Consider the following 18,326-nt stretch of genomic DNA (forward strand, 5'->3'; position numbering starts at 1 on the left):
GAGCGCGAGCCCCGCCGCCGCCTCGGCCACCACGAGCCGCAGCCCCGCTCGCCTGCCCAGCCGCGCGGCGGCCGAGGAGAGTCGTGACCGCTCGGGATGCCGCGCGTCGCTGTCGAGGTCGGCCACGGTGTTGAGCACCAGACCGGCTTCCACGAGCAACACCGCGGCGGCGACGGCCGCCGGCACGGGCCAGGTGCTCAGCTCCACCGGTGCCGCCGCGGCGAAGCACGCTCCCCACAGTGCCTGGCACAGCGTGTTCAGCCAGAAGGGGAACTCCAGCCGGTGGACGGCCGCGAGTTCCCTCGCCGTCAGTCGCGGCATGCGGTCACCCGCATGCGGAGCCGGGAGGAGGGCGCCATCGCGTGGCCGCGCAGTTGCAGTGTCCCCGCGGACGGGTTGAGGCAGCGCCACTCGCGTCGCCGCAACACGGCCGCGGTGATGAGGCGCAGTTCCAGCATGGCGAGTTGGCTGCCCAGGCACCGTCTGGCCCCGCCGCCGAACGGGAGGTAGGTCGACGGCGGGTGCTTGCGGCCGAGGAACCGCGTGGCATCGAACCGCAGCGGTCGAGGGAAGGCGTCGTCCTGCCGGTGCGCGAGGTAGATGCTGGTGGTGAGGGTCGTTCCCGCCCGCAGCGAGCGGCCGAGGAGCCGGGCGGGGCAGCGCAGCCGCCGGTTCTCGGCCACGGTCACCGGAGGAGCCAGCCGCAGCGACTCCGAGATGACCGCGGTGAGCAATGGTGCCGCCGACGCGGTCGGTACGTCGTCGGCGGTGGCGTCGAGTTCGTCGAGCACGTCGTGTCGCAACGACTCGTCGATCGCCAGCCGGTACAGCGTCCAGGCCGCGGCCGACGCGGTGGTCTCGTGCCCGGCGAACAGCAACGACACGAGCTGGTCACGCAGGTCGGGATCGTGGTCGCGGAGGTCCTCCAGCGGGCCGCCGGCCTGCAACAGCAACGACGCGAGCGTCGCGGGTTCGCGGGTGCGTCCGGACTTCGCCCAGGCCACGAGTCGCGCGTCGAGGTCGGCACCCGACCGAGGTAGACCGCCACGCAGGAAGCGGTGGGCCAGCGTGCGGGGCCGGGAGCCGAGGGCGTCGTCGATCCAGGTGGTGAAGTCGTCGAGCACCGCCGCGGTGCGGTGGTCGACCTCGCCCAGCACGAGCCGGGCGACGATCCGCAGGGCGACCCGGCGCGTCCAGTCGGCCAGCGCGACGGTCCGCCCCACGGCCAGGTCGTCCACCGCCTCGTGGACGGTCTCGGCGATCAACGGTGCGTAGGTCGTGAGGCGCCGTCCGCGCAGCGGCGGGCCGAGCACCTTGCGGTACGCGGTGTGGCGGGCGCCGTCGACCCAGAGCAGCGAGTGCTCGCCGAACAACGGCCGGAGACTGCGGCTGCCCGGATGGTCGAGCTCGGTGTCCGAGGCGAACAGCCATTCGATCGCCTCGGGATCCCACAGCAGCAACTTCGGCGGATCGTCCGCGAGGCGGACGTGCCGGTCCGGGACGGTGCGATGGGCGTCCAGGAACGGCAGCGTCCGCAACGCCATCCGGAACTCGGTGCGGTTCATCCCACTCCGGTTCCCACCGAGGTGGTGGAGAGGTCGGACAGGCCGGCCAGCAGCGGCGCGGTGCGCGGATCGGTGTGCGCCGCGTACAGCGCCGCCAGCATCTCCACCTGGATGATCCGGGTCGGGGTGTAGACGTCCTTGTCGTGCCACAGCGGCGGGTGTGGCCGCTCGTCCGACCAGTGGCGCAGCAGGGAGCGTGCGCCGCGGGCGGCCACGGGCGCGACGCGCTCGTCGGTGTCGTCGCTCGCGAGCAGGAGCAGCCGCACCGCGTACGCCGTCTCCTCCCGCGTCGGTTCCCAGCGACCCCAGACGCCCCCGTCCTGTTCGCCGGCGAGCACCCAGTCCACGGCTCGGCGCACGGCGTCGTTCGCCGCGGGCCCGCCGTGCCGGGACAGCGCGACGGCGCAGCAGACGGTGGCGTAGTACGGCGAAGCGTGCCACTTGTCGGTCCAGCTCCCGTCGGGGTGCTGGTTCGCGACGAGCCAGCGCACCACGGTGTCCAGCCGTTCACTGCACCACGCTCGCTGGGTTTCGTCGAGCACGGGCGTGTTCGACGGGAGCGCGAGCGTCGTGCCCAACGCCTGTACGACGTGGGCGTTCGCGCTGGTCGACGGGGTGCGCTCCTCCGGGAAGCAGAAGAAGTGGTCGCCGCGGTCGAAACCGCGCAGGACGTCGGGCGAGCGCGGACTGCCCAGCAGCGCCAGGGCGTGCAGCCCGGTCGCCGTGTCGTCCACGTCGACGGGCAGACCGGCACCACCGGCAGCGCCGTCGTCGGTGAACGCGCCGTGCAGACTGTCGACGAGTCGGTCGAGTACCGGACGCGGCGCCGTGATCGGCACTCCGGTGTCGAGCAGTGTGGACAGTACCCACGCCCGTTCGAACAGCGTCAGCGGCGCGGCCACGGGGACGCCGCCGTTCTCGTGCTGCACCGACAGCAGGTAGGCGACACCGGGATGCTGCCCCTCGCCGAGCACGTCGTCGCCCAGCCACGCCGCCGTGGCGGCGGGAGAGCAGCCGACGAGCCGGTTGTCGACGGGCTGCACGGAGGTGGCGCCGCGCACGGAGGGGCCGAACAGTTCCAGCGAGTGCCAGAGCTTCTCCGGCACGGCATGGCCCTGGGCGAGCGCGTCCCGGATCGCGTCGAGCAGGTCCGCCCGGGTGCCGGCGGGCTCCGGTAGGGGCGTCCGTCCCAGCCGGGCGAGGTGCGCGTTCACCTCGGACAGCAGCGCGGGCACCATGATCTCGACCGCGACGGTGTCGGGCAGCGCGTCGAGCTCGGCGAGCCGCCGCGACAGGGCCTCCACGCCGCGGTCGGCCGCGGAGGTGACGGCCGGGTCCGTGCCCTCGCGATGTCGTTCGGTCAGCAGCGCCTCGGTGGCGCTCAGCGTGGTGACGAGGTCGTACTCGGCCGGGCCGCCCCAGGCGCCGTCGCTGCGCTGCTCCCTCAGCAGGAACGCCACCCGTTGTCGGTGGTGTGGCAGCGACGGCGCCAGGGCGACGAGCCGCGCGGTCTCGTAGACGCACGGCTCGAACTGCCCGTTCGGGTCGGCGGCCATGTCGGTGAGCAGGGTTCGTACTGTCTCGGCCGTACGGTCCAGCCAGGACACTCGCGGTGTCATGTGCGGCACTCCTCGGCAGCCACGTCGGTGCAGTTGTTTTCATGATCGAGTAGTCGATCGGCCACCGAACGTAGCACCGTTGCGCGCTCCGCGACATGATCTTGAGCCGAACGGAGCAGCGATCCGTCAGTGTCCGAGATGTCCGGACGTGGCGACGCGGAACTGCGCGCTGGTGCCCGTGAACGCCCGCACCGTTCCCGACAGCTCCTTCGCATCCCCGTGGTAGCGGATCCGGTAGGTGCCGTCGGGGGCGTCGGCCGGGACGTCCCACGACACGGTCACCGTCGAGGCGGAGATTCCGCGCCGTGCCCACTCCAGCGTGGTGGACCAGTCGCCGTCGTCGGCGACGCGCTGCCACTCACCGTCGTGCCACCGCTGCACCTCCACGTACGTGCTCCCGCGATGCAGGTCGTTGCCGGGGTGTGCTCCCGAGAAGACGGCGGTCGCGCGTTCGCCGGGCAGGTACAGCGACCTCGGTTGCGTGAGCACGTCCCCGAACCCCGTGCCGAGGACGGGGGTGTCGAGGATGACGCCGGGCTGCAGGGTGAGCTGCCGGTCCGAGAGGTCGGGCGGCGCGGTGCCGACGGGCACCTCCGTACCGTCGCGCAGGGCCGTGGCCAGCTCGTGTGCCGTCTGCCGGAGGGCGTCGAGTTCCCAGCGGCCGAACAACGTCGACCCGCCCTCGTAGTGTTGGGCGTCGTACTCCTCGGGTGTGGTGACGTAGTGGGCGTAGCCGTTGCTGTACCCGGCCACGAGGACGTCGCGCACATCGGCGCCCGTGGCCTCCGCGACCGTCTGCCGCAGCCGCAGCCCGGCCGAGATCGTCACCTCGCCGGGGATCGCGATCAGGTGCAGCGACCCGATGCGCACGAGCTGCACCGGGACCCGCTCCGTCACCCACGGGTAGAGGTCGTTCATCGCCCCGATGGGCACGGCCACGGCCTTCGGCGCCTGGCAGTCCCGCAGTGCGGGCGAGACCTCGTAGAGGATCGTGTCGGACACCGCGTCGAGCAGCGGGTTGTCGCCCTCGGCGAACAGCGGGAACGCGGGCCCGTCCTCGGTGCTGCCCGCCGCCATCGCCGCGCCCACGGCCGGATCGCACGTGCGGTGTTCGCGGCCGTCGGAGGTGAACTCCGGCCGCACCGTGACGTCGGAGAGGTCGATGTAGACGGTCGCGGCGTCGAGGCCGCCGCGCAGCGGCGTACCGGGGCGGTCGAGTTGGCCCGCCGCCGCCCGGTACTGCCGCAGGCCGATCTCGGCGGTGCGGTGGCGGTCCTCGGGTGTGGGCGACGGCGTGAGGTCCAGGTTGGGCGACATGTCACCCGCGTTGGTCTGCGCGAACGCGGCCACGAAGTCCGGCGTGGCGTCGTCGAGGTAGTCCACGCCCTCGACCCGGCGTTCCCAGTGGTAGGCCGCGTAGCCCTTGTTGTCGGCGCTGATCAGCCGGTTGTCTCCCGACATGCTCGTGTTGTGAGTCGGGAACCAGTTGATCGCGCCGACGGGCTCGCCCTGGCGCTCGACACGCAGCAGTGTCGTCTGAGGATCGATCGCGTCCGGGAAGAACGCGCGCTCGTCCTCGGGATTGCGGCCGAACGCCTCGTGCGAGCGGTTGGCGCTCGCGTCGGTGAGCTCGGCGTGGGTGAGCCGCAACGTCGACGGCGCGAGGTCGTCGTGCGCGCGGCGCACCGAGTCGAGGATGCCGTCGGCGATCGCGTCGAACGTCTTGGAGTGGAAGCCGAGCGTGGTGATGTTGTAGAGCAGGTGGTGTGCGTAGCCGCCGGGTCCCGAGTGCGTGTGGGTGGCGGTGAGCAGCACGTTCTGTTCGTCGTAGAGGTCGCCGTACTCGTCGGCGAGCCGGTCGAGCACCTCCTGGTGCACGCTGGAGAAGATCATCGGCGAGTCGACGACCACCAGCAGGACACGGGCGTCCGTCGCCTGGTCGACGATGACGAACGAGCGGGCTCGCAGCCGCGTGTGCAGGCCCTCGGCCTGCTGGTCGAGGCGGCCGTAGCCCATCATGCCGACCTCGGCGATCTCGCCGGTGGCGTCGGCGACGCCCCGCCCGACGAGGTAGCCCTGCCCGGACGACGCCGACGTTTGCACTCCGGTGACCGGGTCGGACTGAGGCCCGGCGTGTCCCGGCGTGGTGCCGGCCAGCGTCGCGACGAGCGCCGTCGCGGTGGCGAGTGCGCCGAGCCGGGCGGCGCGTCGTCCGCCGGCGTTGCCGCGCATCACCGCAGCACCTCCGTCGGCACGGTGTAGCCGCGGACCCGCTGCGGGTGGTCACCGACGGGGATGCGGGCGATCTCGCGGGGATCGTCGTAGGACACGACCGAGATGTCGTCACTGTCGCTGTTGGACAGGAAGCAGTAGCGGCCGTCCGGGGAGGTGGCGGCCCAGTAGGGCTTGTCGCCGGTCGGCACGATGGCGTCCACCGTGAGTGCCGGAGCCGACAGGATCGCCGCGTAGTCGGAGATCGTCCCGGCGTCGCAGATCTTGGTTTGGTCGTTGTTCACGGCGAGCCCGTGGTGGGCCGAGTCGAGCGGGTAGTCCCGCCGCTTCAGCTTCTTCGCCTCGTCCGACAGCGGCAGGTGCACGGTCCGCGTCCGCCGTTCCTCCTCCAGGTCGTACTCGACGAATCCGTTGTGGAACGACAGCTGTGCGTACATCGTGCGATTGTCGGGGAGCACCACGAACGGGCGGATGCCCACACCGAAGTCGATGACCTTCTCGACCTCCAGCGTCTCCGCGTCGATGATCGTCAGCTCGCGGTTGCCCTTGAGTCCGTCGAGCAGTGCGGCGTCGGGGGCGATGACGTTGCCGATCGAGGCGTTGTAGATCGTGCTGCCGTCGGCGGAGAAGCGGTTCTCGTGCGGGAAGTCGCCGGTGGGGACGTCGGCGACGACCTCGCCGGTGGCCGTGTCCACGACGTCGACGACGTCGGCGGTGGTGGCGGACACGAGCAGCCTGCCGCCGTCCGGGGAGAGCGCCATGTGGTCGGACCGGTAGCCGTGGACCCGCCGGTGCCAGAGCTGCTCGCCGGAGGCGATGTCGTACGCGGCGACGTCGCCGAGGCTGGGGCGCGACACGTACATGGTGCGGCCGTCCGGCGACACCATGATGTCGTCGACGAGCTGGTCGTGCCCCTCGCCCGCGGACGCGCGGACGATGCGCATCGCGATGCGCTGGTCGATCCGCATCTCGGAGACCCGCTCGTCGAAGTCCTCGACGACGTCGATGCGCTGGTACTTCTCGAACGTGCGGGCGTCGACGAGGTCGACGGTGCCGTCCCAGTTGTTGCCGACGAACATCACGTCGGTGCGGGGCTCGGCCAGTGCCGTGGGGGAGAGGGTGAACGCCAGAGCCGTCGCGGCGGACAGTACGCCCAGCCGCCGGAGTCGCTTCCGCATCGCGCCTACCTACTTCGTCGTAGATATGAATGGAATTCACGATTGTGGCGAGCGGCGATCAACGGCGCAAGAGGTCAGGCGAGCGAAGGTCGGGGAAGGTTGAGCGGATTCAGACGCCCCAGTCGGGACGCAACGGCATCGACGCCGCACCCGAGGGCGACGGCCTCACGCCCAGCACCTGGTGCAGCTCGATGCGGCGACGCTCGAAGCCCAGGCGGGAGGCGGCCATGTAGAGCGCCCACACGCGCGCTCGGCGCAGGCCCGCCTCCCGCACGGCGTCGTCCCAGTGCGCGTCGAGGTTGGCGCACCACGCCGCGAGGGTCCTCGCGTAGTGCTCGCGCAGGTTCTCCTCGTGGCGTACCTCGAAGCCGTTGTCCTGCATGGCCGAGACGAGCGTGCCCACGCCCTCCAGCTCGCCGTCGGGGAAGACGTAGCGGTCGATGAACGGGCCGGTGCGGTGGGCTTCACGGGTGGTCGGCCGGGTGATGCAGTGGTTGAGCAGTCGGCCTCCGGGACGCAGGCGGGCCGCGAGGAAGCGGAAGTAGCCGGGCAGGTTGCGAGCGCCGACGTGCTCGGTGAGGCCGATGGACGACACGGCGTCGAACCCGCTCTCGGTGACGTCGCGGTAGTCGCCGTGCCGGATCTCCGCCCGGTCGTCGAGACCACGGCGCCGCAGCTGCTCCTGCGCCCAGGACGCCTGCGCGCGCGACAACGTGACGCCCACGGCGTGCACCCCGTAGTGCTCCACGGCGTGGGCCACCATGCCGCCCCAGCCGCAGCCGACGTCGAGCAGCCGCATGCCCGGCCGCAACCCCAGCTTGCGGCACACGAGGTCGAACTTGTGGAACTGCGCCTGTTCGAGGGTGGCATCGGGCTCCGGGTAGCACGCGCACGTGTACGCCATCGACGGCCCGAGCACGAGCTCGTAGAACCGGTTGGACACGTCGTAGTGCTGCGCGATCGCCCTGCTGTCGCGGCCCTTCGAGCGCCGGATCCCGTTGAGTGCCCGGCGGATCCGGCCCGGTGCCTCCTCGGGCGGCGGCGGAATCAGTCGCAGGTACCGGGGGCCGAGATCGCGCAGGATCGTCCACTTGTCCGCCGCGTCGAGCCCGTCCAGGATGCCGCTCGTCGTGCGCAGGACCGCGTACAGGTCGCCCACGACGTCGAGCGCACCCGTGACGTACGCCCGGGCGAGGCCGAGTTCGCCGGGTGCCGACAGCAGGTACGACAGCGCCGCGGGCGAGCGGACCTCGATGCGCAGCGCCGCGTCCGGGGCGCCGGCGCGGCTGCCGTCGTACGCGGTGATGGTGACGGGCGCGTCGGCCTGCAGGAAGCGCGCGAGGGTGGTGCAGACGCCCAGGGCGGGCGCGCTCGTCGACTCCCGTGCGAGGTGCGGCCCGTCCACGTCCGGCCGTCGGCCCGAGGTGGTGTCGGGCGCTGCGTTACCCATCCGGCTCACGCTCCCTTCGACACGCGCCGGCGTGTCACTCGGCTCTGACGCACTTGTCGTACAGGTTCAGCAGTCGGCTCTCGGGGTCGTAGCGGCGCTTGACGCGCTCGTACGCCGTGCCGTTGTAGAGCCGCCAGAACGTGTCCTCGTCGTAGAACGCCTCGGAGTACAGCGACTTGCGCCCGCCGAGTTCGGTGACCGTGTCCTCGACCGCTCTGTTGTGCGCGTCGGGTCCGTCGGGCCGCCTCGGCACCGTGCCCCAGAACCCGAAGTTGACGTACAGCGTGTGCGGGTCCAGTTCGTACAGCGGCCACTGCCGGTCGGGATGGCGCTGGCGCACGGGGCAGATCCACACCGGACGCAGCGGTACCTCGCGGTGGAGGAAGTCGAGGAACTCCGCCGCCGCGTCCACTGGCACCTCGACGTCCTGGATCACCGCCTCGCGCCGCGGCTTGCCCAGCAGCCGGTACACCCGGTCGGACACCCCGTACCGGCGGTCGAGCGACACGAGTTTCCAGTACCGGTCCGAGCGCAGCCGCTGTGGCCCGAGCAGCAGGCGTACCGCGCGGTTCTGCACCCCGAAGGCGCGCGAGCACCAGAACCAGTCGGTGTCCCAACGCCACAGGTAGTCCCGCACGGGCAGGTAGTCGATGTCGTGCTCGCGGATCGAGCGGTAGTAGATGTCGAGCCACGTGTAGTCGCTGACCCGCGGTGCCTCGTCGGTGAAGGTGCCCAGCGTCAGGTAGAGCTCGTCCTCGCCGAACACGGTGCCGTCGACGAAGTCGGCCCGGTTCTCGGCGCAGACCCTCGCCAGCTCGGCGAAGTAGGCGTGGGGATCGGTGTACCGGAGGTGGCGCAGCCGCACGTACGGCCTGACCGGTTCCAGTTCGAGCCGCACGCGCAGCGCGTAGCCGAGCGTGCCGTACGAGTTCGGGAACGCGAAGAACAACTCGGCGTGCTCGTTGTCCGGACGGGCGAGCACCACCTCGCCGTCACCGGTGAGGATGTCGAGCTCCAGCACCGACTCGTGCGGCATGCCGTTGCGGAAGGACGACGCCTCGATGCCGAGTCCGGTGACGGCGCCGCCGACGGTGATCGTCTTCAGCTGTGGCACCACCATCGGCATCAGGCCGTGCGGCAGGGTCGCGTCGACGAGCTGCTCGTAGGTGACCATGCCCTCCACGTCCGCGGTACGCGAGACGGGGTCGACGCGCAGTACGTGCGTCAGGTCGGAGACGTCGAGCCCCGGCAGGTCGCGGCGGCGGCGCGGCCGGAAGAGGTTCGACGTCGGCTTGGCGAGGCGGACGGGAGTGTCCGACGGCTGAGCGAGGAACGCCGCTCGCAACGCCTCCACACGTTCCGCGTAGCCGGGTGCGAGCGAGGACGAGGCGCCCGCGGGCGGGCCCGGCTCCCGAGACGACGCAGACCGGTTGTCCAGCACCATGCATTCCAGGATCGCCCCTGGTGGCAGGTGGTGCACGACGAGCGGCGCGCTGTCACTCGGTGCTGCCGCCGGTTGGCCCGACCGGGCGGTCGCCCTCGACTTCGGCCAGCCGGTGGCGCAGTCGGGCGAGCTCGGCGTTCGCCTCGGCCAGCTCGCGCTCCAGTTGCAGGATGCGTTGCGCCGACACGAGGGTGTGCCCCTCGTCGAACAACTCCCGCAACCGGCCGGCCAGGCCGAGTTGGTGGCGGGAGTAACGGCGGTGGCCACCGCTCGACCGCTTCGGCGTGACGACGCCCGCGTTGTCGAGGCTGCGCAGGAAAGGTTGCTCCACTCCGAGCAGCTCGGCGGCCTGGCCCGTGCTGAAGGCGGGGTAGTGCTCGTCGTCGAGCTTCCGCAGGTCCATCGCGGCTCTCTCCCGGTGCAACGTGGTTCGACACCAGCCCGACCAGCTTACCTTCCGCGGCTGGTTGACCCAATCTGCATCGATCGCTATACATTTTATGTGATCAGTAGGCAGGTAACCGGCAACACTCGATAGAAGTGGGTGACACTGTCGTGACTGTTCTGGACTCTCCGACCACCACCGAGCTCGACGACGCGGGCAACGCCGTGGAGCGGGCCGGGCAGAGCGTGCACCGGGCGTGCACGGCGCTCACTCGCCGCGGCGACGACGTGCGAGCTCTGCGTGCGGCCGTGCGCAGCGCGGCGCGGCTCACCCGCGCGCTCGCCGCGGCCGTGGACGGCATCGCCGAGCACGCGCCCCGCGCGGCCGGTGGCGGAGCGGCGACCGACGAGCTCGTGGCCGATCTGGCGGCCCTGCGCAACTGCCTCGCCGCGGGCGCGGCGGTGGTGGACCCGGCACTCGACGACCTCCGCGAGTGGGCCGTCCTCGACACCGACCGCGAGTTCGCGCGGCGCTACCAGGAGTGGGCCGCCGCGAGCACCCCCGCCGGGTCGTAACGACGGCGCGCGGCCTCCCACGCCGACCCGGCGTCCCCGACGTGACGCGTCCAGTCCACGCAGCCTCGCGGCAGCGCGCTACCGGGGTACCCGGTGCCGCCCGCGGCGGTGACGAGCTCGTGGAGCGTCGCGTTGCGCTCCAGGCGGCGGGCCAGGTCGATCGGGTCGTGCGGGTCGGCGACGGTCAGCAAGCCGAACAACCACACGGGTTCCTCCGCCGTGGCCGGCGTCGGCAGGCGCAACAGCGGCGTGGTGATCCGGTCCGCTCGCAGCGGGTAGAGCAGCACCGTGTCCGAATCGCCGACGTCCACGGTGTCCAGCGCCTGCCCGACGACGTCGGCGACCTCGGCGTCGGGCAGGAACACCGTGAGCCACGGATGCGGGCGGTACCACTCGCCGTTGTCCCGCAGGAGCCGTTCGCCGTCGGCCATCCGGTCGCAGAAGTCACCGTAGGAGTACTCGGCGGTCTCGGTGAGGGAGGCCTCGAACGACAGATCCGCCAGCAGCGCATCCTCGTCCACATCAGACGGTAGGAGGTAGTACGAGGTGGCGTCGAGGCGGTAGAGCCACGCCCCCTCCTCGCGCAGCACCCGGCCCTCGACGTGGTCGAACCGCTCCTCGTCGACCACGGTGCGCTGGTCGGCCAGGAACGCGGTCACGTCGCGGTAGTACAGCTTGCGCCGCCGCGCGCTGCGGGCAGCGGTGACGAGACCCACCGTGGCGCGGGTGATCACCCCGCACTGCCCCGAACCCGCCCGCACCGCGTCGAAGAGGTCGCGGTCCCGCTCGGGCGAGCACCGCACGATCTCACCCCGGCCGGTCACCACCTCCAGCTCGACGACGGCGTCGGTCTGGGCTCCGTGCCGATGGCTCGCTCCACCGAGACCGCCGACCGACAGGGTGCCGCCCACCGAGAGGCCGAGATAGTCGGGCAGCACCGCGGGCGTGAGCCCCCGCGCGAGCGCCGACTCCGTGACCCGACGCCACGAGGCGCCCGCGTCGGCCACCACCTCGCGACCGGTACCGGGATGGACCCGCGCCAGGCCCCCGAGGTCGACGACCACACCGCCCTCGGTCAGGCTCTGGCCGAAGCACGAATGTCCCGTGCCACGCAGCGCCACCGGAGTCCCGGTGTCGGAGGCGAAGGCGAGCACGGCCGCGACGTCGGCCGCACAGGACGGTCGCACCACCGCGCCGGGACGCGCGTGCACGAGCCCGCCCCAGTCGCGCGAGAACCGGGCGAGAGTCGCCTCGTCGTCGCTGACGTGAAGAGGACCGGGACCGGGGGCGGAGCGAGACAGACGAGCGGCGAGCGACACGGCGTGACTGTAGCGGCCCCCGCGGTAGTGCTCCGGAGGTGTTCGGGCGAGCAGTGACCAACGCTGTCCGTCCGCTGTTCCCCTGGCGTCGCGGCGGGTCGTAATCACTCGGATGCAGGCTGCACGCCCGCGCTTCTGGACCGATTTTCACCAGATCAGGAAGGCGGAAAAGTGTGTTTTCCGTCTCTCTGGCCGGGTATGTCCTGCAAGATCATTCGTGTGCGAGAAGGAGCGAGCGATGCGTGACCTCGACATCGACCCCTACCGGACCGACACCTCCGAACCGGCCGACGGCCGGCCTCGCGGCGGTGCGTTGGACGACGACGAGGAGTTGGAACCCACCATCGTGCGAGGCCGCGAATAGGACGACGGCCCACCACGCGGCGCCCGCCCTGGGGCGGCCACGTGGTGGGCCGGTCGTCGATGTCGTCCGTTTCCCGGGTCCGGTCAGGACTCGGGCGCCTCGAAGGGCGGAGCCGTGTGATCGTCGTCGGCGGGCGGCTCCGGGTCTCTCCACTCCTCGGCGCGGTTGGGACCGTTTCCCTTGAGCATGCCCTGCATCTCGGCCTTCAGCTCCTCGTCCTCGCGAGGACTGTGGGTATCGCTCTCACGGTGCATGTGCGCCTCCCTTCTCGGCAGCGGGCTTCCCGTGTCTCGCCGACGCGAAACGCCGGGTTGACCTCCGCCCGCCCGGGTATCCGGGGGCGGTCCGTCGAGTTCGCGGACGACGACGATCCGCGAGGAGGGAGCGGGGACATGAGCGCAGAGAATCCCGACCCCGATCCGCGCACCACGCCCGGGCTCGAACCCGGAGGAGGCGTGAGCCCCGGTGACACACCGCCGGACTCCGGTCAGACGTTCGGCGTGTCCCACCCGCAGCCACGGCCGAGCCGGAAGATGTCCATCGCGTGGCTCGTCACCACCGTCGTGGTCGTGGCGCTCATCGCCGGGTTCTTCCTCACGTACCTGATCGTCTACCTGATGCGGTAACTGATTCATGGCCCCACGTGGCGAGGAGGTCCGTGTGCCCAAACGCATTCTGATCATCGGGGGCGGCTATGTCGGCCTCTACACCGCGCTCAAGCTGCAACGAGGTCTGCGTCCCGGCGAGGCCGAGGTGACGGTGGTCAACCCCGAGAACTACATGGTGTACCGGCCGCTGCTGCCCGAGGTCGCGTCCGGCACGCTCGAACCGCGGCACGCGGTGGTGCCGCTGCGGGCGGTGTTGCGCAAGGCCAGGTTCCTCTCCGGTGCCCTGACCGCACTGGACACCTCGACCTCGACCGCCACCGTGCGGCCCATCGCGGGCCCGGAGCTGACGCTCGACTACGACGAACTCGTGCTCGCCCTGGGGGCGACGTCGAAACTGCTGCCGGTGCCCGGGCTCGTGGAGAACGGCGTCGGCTTCAACTCGCTCGCGGAGGCCGCACACCTGCGCGACCACGTGCTGCGGCAGCTGGAGATCGCGTCGGCGACCACCGATCCGAAGCTACGGCGACGGGCGTTGACGTTCGTGTTCGTCGGCGGCGGCTACACCGGTGTGGAGGCCATCGCCGAACTGCAGGACATGGCCATCGACGTGCTCGAGGGCTACCCGGACGTCGACCGTTCGGAGATGCGCTGGATCCTCGTCGAGGCGATGGACCGCATCCTCGGCACCGTGAGCGCCGACCTCGCGGAGCTCGCGACCACCGAGCTCACCGCACGCGGCATCGACATCCGCACCGGGACGCTGCTGGAGTCGGCGGAGGACGGCGTGCTGCAGCTGTCCGACGGCGCGAAACTGGCGTCCGACACGCTCGTGTGGGTCGCGGGCACGCGCCCCCAGCCGATCCTCGGCGAGCTCGGCCTGCCGGTGGACGACCGGGGCAGGCTCGTCGTCGACGACACCATGCGCGTCAACGGGCACCCGAACATCTGGTCCGCGGGCGACTGCGCCGCGGTGCCCGACCCGGAACAGGGCGGAACCTGCCCGCCCACTGCGCAACACGCAGTGCGGCAGGCGCAGCAGCTCGGTGACAACCTGCTGCTGACGTTGCGGGGACACGCTGTGAAGCCGTTCCGGTACAACAGCCGGGGCGAATTCGTGACACTGGGGAAGAACAAGGCCGTGGGCGAGGTGCTCGGCCACAAGGTCGACGGGTCGTTGGCCTGGGCGCTGCGCCGGGGCTACTACGCCACGCAGATCCCGACGTGGAACCGCACGGCCCGCGTGCTCTGCGACTGGCTCGTCGGCATGCCGTTCGGCCACGACGTCGTGAACTTCGGCTCCCGCGAGGAACCCCGAGGCGCCTTCAAGGAAGCCGCCCCGAAGAAGTAACCGTGTCCGCGAGTTGCGCACGCGTGTCCGCAGTTGTCGTACGCGTGTCCGCGAGTTGCGCACGCGTGTCCGCGTCTCCCGTACGCGGGTTCGCTTTTTCGCGTCCTGAGCGGGTGCGGCGTGCTTGACTGATCACCATGTCGATCAACCGGCCCGCCGTGCCCCTGCGCGGTGACGAGCGGGAGACCCTGCGCGCGTTCCTCGACTACCATCGCGCGACGCTGGCGTGGAAGTGCGAACGCTTGTCCGACGAGGAGCTACGCCGCCGGTCCATGCCGCCGTCGACGTTGTCGCTGCTGGGGCTCGTCCGGCACCTGGCCGAGGTGGAACGCGCCTGGTTCCGGCGGGTGATCGACGGGGAGGACGTGCCGTTGGTGTGGTCGGCGGACGGCGACTACCAGGTGGCCTACGACGCCCGCACGGCGACGCGAGCGGAGGCGTTCGCGGCGTGGGAGGCGGAGGTCGAGCACTCTCGGCGCATCGAGCGCGAGGCGGAGTCGCTCGACGTCACCGGGCACGACCCGCGTTCGGGTGAGCAGGTGTCGCTGCGGCTCGTGATGTTGCACCTGATCCACGAGTACGCGCGACACAACGGGCACGCGGACTTCCTCCGGGAGGGCGTCGACGGCACCGTCGGTGCCTGACGCCGTCGTGTGGTCCGCACCGCATCGACAGGTTCCGACCACGAATGCAGCGATCCTGCGTACCGGAAGCGCGGACACGCGTACGCAGCTCGCGGACACGAGTGCGGGAAGCGCGGACTCGCGTACGCAGCTCGCGGACACGGCGTGGGCGTTTACTCCGGACGGTGCCAGGAAACCCCCGTCTGCGTGAAGAACATCTTTGTGTTGGCACTGGACGACGAGAACACCCGCACGCTTTACACGGTTCCCGGGGCGGAGAACTACCGGTTCCACTCGCTGCTCACCGTGGACGAGACCCAGGTCGGCGAGATCGACGTGGATGCGCTGTTCGACAAGGCAGTGTCCGAACTGGACGCTTTCGACGGGTCCGTCGACGCCATCGTGTCGTACTGGGACTTCCCTTCCTCGACGCTGCGGGCGATGCTCTGCGAGCGCTACGGGCTGCCCGGGCCGTCGGTGGAGTCGGTGGTGAAGTGCGAGCACAAGTACTGGTCCCGCCTCGAACAGCAGAAGTCGATCGACGAGTATCCCCACTTCGGCATCGTCGACCTCGACGAGCGCAGACCCCGTCCTCCCGAGGGCGTGCGCTATCCGATGTGGTTGAAGCCGGTCAAGTCGTACTCGTCGGAGCTCGCCTTCCTGGCGCGCGACGACGCCGAGTTCGACGACGCCGTCGCCAGGATCCGCGAGGGGATCGGCCGCATCGGCAAGGCGTTCGACAGCGTCCTCGACCGGCTGGACCTCCCTTCGGAGATCCGCGAGGTGGGTGGGCAGGCGTGCCTGGCCGAGGAAGCGCTGTCGGGTGTGCAGTGCGCCACCGAGGGCTACGTCCACAACGGCGAGGTCGTCGTGTACGGCGTGCTCGACTCGATCGACTACCCGGGCCATTCGTCGTTCCTGCGCCACCAGTACCCGTCGCAGCTTCCCGCGGAGTCGCAGCGCCGACTGCGCGACGTCTCCCAGCGCGTGATCAGCCAGATCGGCATGGACAACTCGACCTTCAGCATCGAGTTCTTCTGCGATCCGTCCTGCCACGACGTGGCCCTGCTGGAGATCAACCCGCGGCACTCGCAGTCGCACGCCGAGATGTTCGAGTGCGTCGACGGCATCGCGAACCACCACGCGATGGTGCAGCTCGGGCTCGGTCGTGACCCCGAACTGCCGTCGGGCGAGGGGCCGTACAACATCGCCGCGAAGTGGTATCACCGGCGTTTCGTCGACGGTGTGGTGTCGTCGGTGCCGAGCGCGGAGGACATCGAACGGGTCCGCGGCGAGCTGGGCGGTGTCGAAGTGGACATCGTGCCCAAGGCGGGTCAGCGGTTGTCGGATCTGTCGGGCCAGGACAGCTACAGCTACGAACTCGCCCACATCTTCGTCGGTGCTCGCGACGAGACCGACCTGGTGCGGAAGTACGAGCGCTGCGTCGACGCGTTGCCGTTCGGTTTCGAGGACCACTGACGAACTTCGACTAGGAGGCTGCCGGCGTGCTGCGCGAGGTCGACTCGCTGCCCGAGGACATCGTCGTCGACGAACACGTGTGGATCACCGTCTCGGACGGGACGCGACTGGCCGCGAAGATCTGGCGGCCCGTGGTATCGGACCGCGAACCGGTGCCCGGGCTGCTGGAGTACATCCCGTACCGCAAGCGGGATCTCACGGCCATCCGCGACTCGATCCACCACCCGTACCTGGCCGGACACGGTTACGCCTGCGTGCGCGTGGACATGCGGGGGACCGGGGAGTCCGAGGGCGTGCTCACCGACGAGTACCTGGAACAGGAACAGCGGGACGCCGAGGACGTGCTGGACTGGCTCGCGCGGCAACCGTGGTGCACCGGTGAGCTGGGCATGTTCGGCATCTCGTGGGGCGCGTTCGCGGCGTTGCAGGTGGCCGCACGCAAGCCGCCGAACCTCAAGGCGATCGCCATCTCGTCGTTCACCGACGACCGCTACGCCGACGACTTCCACTACATGGGCGGCTGCATGCTGTCGGACAACCTCGCCGAGTCCGGCACCATGTTCGCCTACAGCACGCTACCGCCCGACCCCGCGCTGGTGGGGGAGCGGTGGAAGGACATGTGGCGCGAGCGGGTCGACGCCGCGGGGCCGTGGGTCGACACGTGGTTGCACCACCAGCGCCGCGACGCCTACTGGACGCACGCGTCGGTCAACGAGAACTACGCCGACGTGCGCTGTCCGGTGCTGGCGACCAGCGGGTGGGCCGACGGGTACTCGAACGCCGTGGCCCGGTTGCTCGCCCACGTCGACGTCCCGCGCAAGGGGTTGATCGGCCCGTGGTCGCACAAGTACCCGCACCTCGGGGAGCCGGGCCCCGCCATCGGTTACCTGCAGGAACTCGTGCGGTGGTGGGACCACTGGCTCAAGGGTGTGGACAACGGTGTGATGGACGGCCCGATGCTGGTGACGTGGATGCAGGACAGCGTCCCTCCGTCGACGTCCTACCACCGGCGGCCGGGCCGCTGGGTGGGCGAGCCGGAGTGGCCGTCACCGAACGTCCGGCCCGTCGCGCTGCCGCTCGCCCGGCACCGGCTGGCCGAGCCCGGCGAGACGGTGCCCGGCGAAGACCTCACCGTGCAGTCACCGTTGTCGGTCGGCCAGTTCGCGGGGAAGTGGGCGTCGTACAACGCGCCGCCCGACCTGCCGTACGACCAGCGTGAGGAGGACGGCGGCTCGCTCGTGTTCGAGACGGAGCCGTTGACCGAGGACGTGGAGGTGCTGGGCGCGCCGCGCGTGACGCTCGACATCGCCGCCGACCGGCCGGTGGCGATGGTGGCGGTGCGGCTCTCCGACGTGCTGCCCGACGGCCGGGCCACCCGGGTGACCTACGGTCTGCTCAACCTGACCCACCGGGACGGCCACGAGCACCCGCAGCCCGTCGTCCCCGGTGAACGGTGTCGCGTCGATGTGGATTTCAACGTCGTGGCCCAGCGGTTCGCGGCCGGGCACCGGATCCGGTTGTCCGTGTCGTCGTCCTACTGGCCGCTGGCGTGGCCGCCGCCGGAACCCACGACGTTGTCCGTGCGGACCTCGTCCAGTGAACTGGTGCTGCCGGTGCGTGAGGTGGCCGGCGAGGAACCGGTGATCGAGTTCGGGCAGCCGGAGGGTGCGAAGCCGATCAGCACCACCCAGCTGCGGCCGAGCAGACACTCCTGGACGGTCTCCCGTGATCTCGTGCAGTACGAGTCGGCGCTCGACATCGTGAAGGACGCCGGGACCATCGCGTTCCCCGACCACGACGAGCTCGAAGTCAGCCGGTGCGCGCACGAGCGGTACAGCTGGGTGGCCGACGACTTCGAGACGGTGCGTGGCGTCACCGAGTGGACCATGGCCTTCGCCCGTGGTGACTGGGAGGCGACCACGGTCACGCGGCAGGAGCTCACGTGCACGCGCACGGAGTTCCACCTGCACGCCCGGCTCGACGCCTACGAGGGCACCAAACGGGTGATGTCCCGGAACTGGGAGAGCACCATCCCCCGCGACTGTGTCTGACGAGGTGCTCCGACATCGTGTCCGCGCCCTGCGTACGTGTGTTCGCGTCGCAGGGCGCGAACACACGTACGGGAAGCGCGGACACG

The 18,326-nt window shown here is 70.7% G+C and carries 16 protein-coding genes and 1 pseudogene; 7 read left to right on the plus strand and 10 right to left on the minus strand.

Going from position 1 to position 18,326, the window contains the following annotated elements:
* From SACAZDRAFT_RS17705 to SACAZDRAFT_RS17740, 8 genes and pseudogenes are all read right to left on the minus strand, one after another.
* A pseudogene (locus SACAZDRAFT_RS17705) lies at nucleotides 1-321 on the minus strand (4-hydroxybenzoate polyprenyltransferase); the annotation flags it as partial.
* The gene (locus tag SACAZDRAFT_RS17710; protein ID WP_005443980.1) at nucleotides 309-1,565 is read right to left on the minus strand and encodes a cytochrome P450; all 1,257 of its coding nucleotides are present in this window, start codon (nucleotides 1,563-1,565) and stop codon (nucleotides 309-311) included. The gene SACAZDRAFT_RS17710 and the pseudogene SACAZDRAFT_RS17705, both read right to left, overlap by 13 nt.
* Complete coding sequence (locus SACAZDRAFT_RS17715; protein ID WP_005443982.1) at nucleotides 1,562-3,184, minus strand: prenyltransferase/squalene oxidase repeat-containing protein; 1,623 nt, start codon at nucleotides 3,182-3,184, stop codon at nucleotides 1,562-1,564. Before SACAZDRAFT_RS17715 ends, SACAZDRAFT_RS17710 begins: the two co-directional genes overlap by 4 nt.
* A gap of 126 nt (nucleotides 3,185-3,310) precedes the next feature.
* Nucleotides 3,311-5,416, minus strand: coding sequence for a neutral/alkaline ceramidase (locus tag SACAZDRAFT_RS17720; RefSeq protein ID WP_005443984.1), 2,106 nt, complete (start codon nucleotides 5,414-5,416; stop codon nucleotides 3,311-3,313).
* Nucleotides 5,416-6,594, minus strand: coding sequence for a YncE family protein (locus SACAZDRAFT_RS17725; RefSeq protein ID WP_005443986.1), 1,179 nt, complete (start codon nucleotides 6,592-6,594; stop codon nucleotides 5,416-5,418). The genes SACAZDRAFT_RS17720 and SACAZDRAFT_RS17725 overlap by 1 nt, the downstream gene beginning before the upstream one ends.
* Nucleotides 6,595-6,703: 109 nt before the next feature.
* Nucleotides 6,704-8,044, minus strand: a complete 1,341-nt coding sequence (locus SACAZDRAFT_RS17730; RefSeq protein WP_005443987.1) for an SAM-dependent methyltransferase — start codon at nucleotides 8,042-8,044, stop codon at nucleotides 6,704-6,706.
* A gap of 34 nt (nucleotides 8,045-8,078) precedes the next feature.
* A complete protein-coding gene (locus SACAZDRAFT_RS17735; protein ID WP_005443988.1) occupies nucleotides 8,079-9,488 on the minus strand; it encodes an FAD-binding oxidoreductase in 1,410 nt (469 codons plus the stop codon).
* 52 nt (nucleotides 9,489-9,540) lie between these two features.
* Nucleotides 9,541-9,891, minus strand: coding sequence for a MerR family transcriptional regulator (locus SACAZDRAFT_RS17740; protein WP_005443989.1), 351 nt, complete (start codon nucleotides 9,889-9,891; stop codon nucleotides 9,541-9,543).
* A gap of 152 nt (nucleotides 9,892-10,043) precedes the next feature.
* Between SACAZDRAFT_RS17740 and SACAZDRAFT_RS17745 the strand changes: the two genes are divergently transcribed.
* Nucleotides 10,044-10,448, plus strand: a complete 405-nt coding sequence (locus SACAZDRAFT_RS17745) for a hypothetical protein (protein WP_005443993.1) — start codon at nucleotides 10,044-10,046, stop codon at nucleotides 10,446-10,448.
* On the opposite strand, the gene SACAZDRAFT_RS17750 is transcribed toward SACAZDRAFT_RS17745, so the two are convergent.
* The gene (locus SACAZDRAFT_RS17750) at nucleotides 10,406-11,767 is read right to left on the minus strand and encodes an FAD-binding protein (protein WP_005443994.1); all 1,362 of its coding nucleotides are present in this window, start codon (nucleotides 11,765-11,767) and stop codon (nucleotides 10,406-10,408) included. The genes SACAZDRAFT_RS17745 and SACAZDRAFT_RS17750 overlap by 43 nt on opposite strands.
* 238 nt (nucleotides 11,768-12,005) lie before the next feature.
* Here SACAZDRAFT_RS17750 and SACAZDRAFT_RS24025 point away from each other — a divergent pair, with 238 nt between their 5' ends.
* Nucleotides 12,006-12,131 carry a hypothetical protein gene (locus tag SACAZDRAFT_RS24025; protein ID WP_005443995.1) on the plus strand — a complete coding sequence of 42 codons (126 nt, stop codon included), beginning with the start codon at nucleotides 12,006-12,008 and terminating at the stop codon, nucleotides 12,129-12,131.
* An 83-nt stretch (nucleotides 12,132-12,214) separates the two neighbouring features.
* Here the strand turns inward: SACAZDRAFT_RS24025 and SACAZDRAFT_RS23440 are convergent, their stop codons facing one another.
* Nucleotides 12,215-12,385 (minus strand): hypothetical protein, encoded by a 171-nt coding sequence (locus tag SACAZDRAFT_RS23440; protein WP_005443996.1) that lies wholly within the window; start codon nucleotides 12,383-12,385, stop codon nucleotides 12,215-12,217.
* Between the two features lie 138 nt (nucleotides 12,386-12,523).
* Between SACAZDRAFT_RS23440 and SACAZDRAFT_RS17755 the strand changes: the two genes are divergently transcribed.
* From SACAZDRAFT_RS17755 to SACAZDRAFT_RS17775, 5 genes are all read left to right on the plus strand, one after another.
* Nucleotides 12,524-12,757, plus strand: coding sequence for a DUF6480 family protein (locus SACAZDRAFT_RS17755; RefSeq protein ID WP_005443998.1), 234 nt, complete (start codon nucleotides 12,524-12,526; stop codon nucleotides 12,755-12,757).
* 34 nt (nucleotides 12,758-12,791) lie between these two features.
* Nucleotides 12,792-14,087: an NAD(P)/FAD-dependent oxidoreductase gene (locus SACAZDRAFT_RS17760; protein ID WP_005444000.1), complete on the plus strand. Its 1,296-nt coding sequence runs from the start codon at nucleotides 12,792-12,794 to the stop codon at nucleotides 14,085-14,087.
* Nucleotides 14,088-14,224: 137 nt separating this feature from the next.
* On the plus strand, nucleotides 14,225-14,731 hold the full coding sequence (locus tag SACAZDRAFT_RS17765; RefSeq protein WP_005444003.1) for a DinB family protein: 507 nt from the start codon (nucleotides 14,225-14,227) through the stop codon (nucleotides 14,729-14,731).
* Between the two features lie 186 nt (nucleotides 14,732-14,917).
* Nucleotides 14,918-16,189, plus strand: coding sequence for an ATP-grasp domain-containing protein (locus SACAZDRAFT_RS17770; RefSeq protein ID WP_040927807.1), 1,272 nt, complete (start codon nucleotides 14,918-14,920; stop codon nucleotides 16,187-16,189).
* A gap of 29 nt (nucleotides 16,190-16,218) precedes the next feature.
* A complete protein-coding gene (locus tag SACAZDRAFT_RS17775; RefSeq protein ID WP_040928027.1) occupies nucleotides 16,219-18,240 on the plus strand; it encodes a CocE/NonD family hydrolase in 2,022 nt (673 codons plus the stop codon).
* Nucleotides 18,241-18,326 lie beyond the last annotated feature (86 nt).

The organism is Saccharomonospora azurea NA-128 (genome assembly GCF_000231055.2).
Classification (GTDB): Bacteria; Actinomycetota; Actinomycetes; order Mycobacteriales; family Pseudonocardiaceae; genus Saccharomonospora; species Saccharomonospora azurea.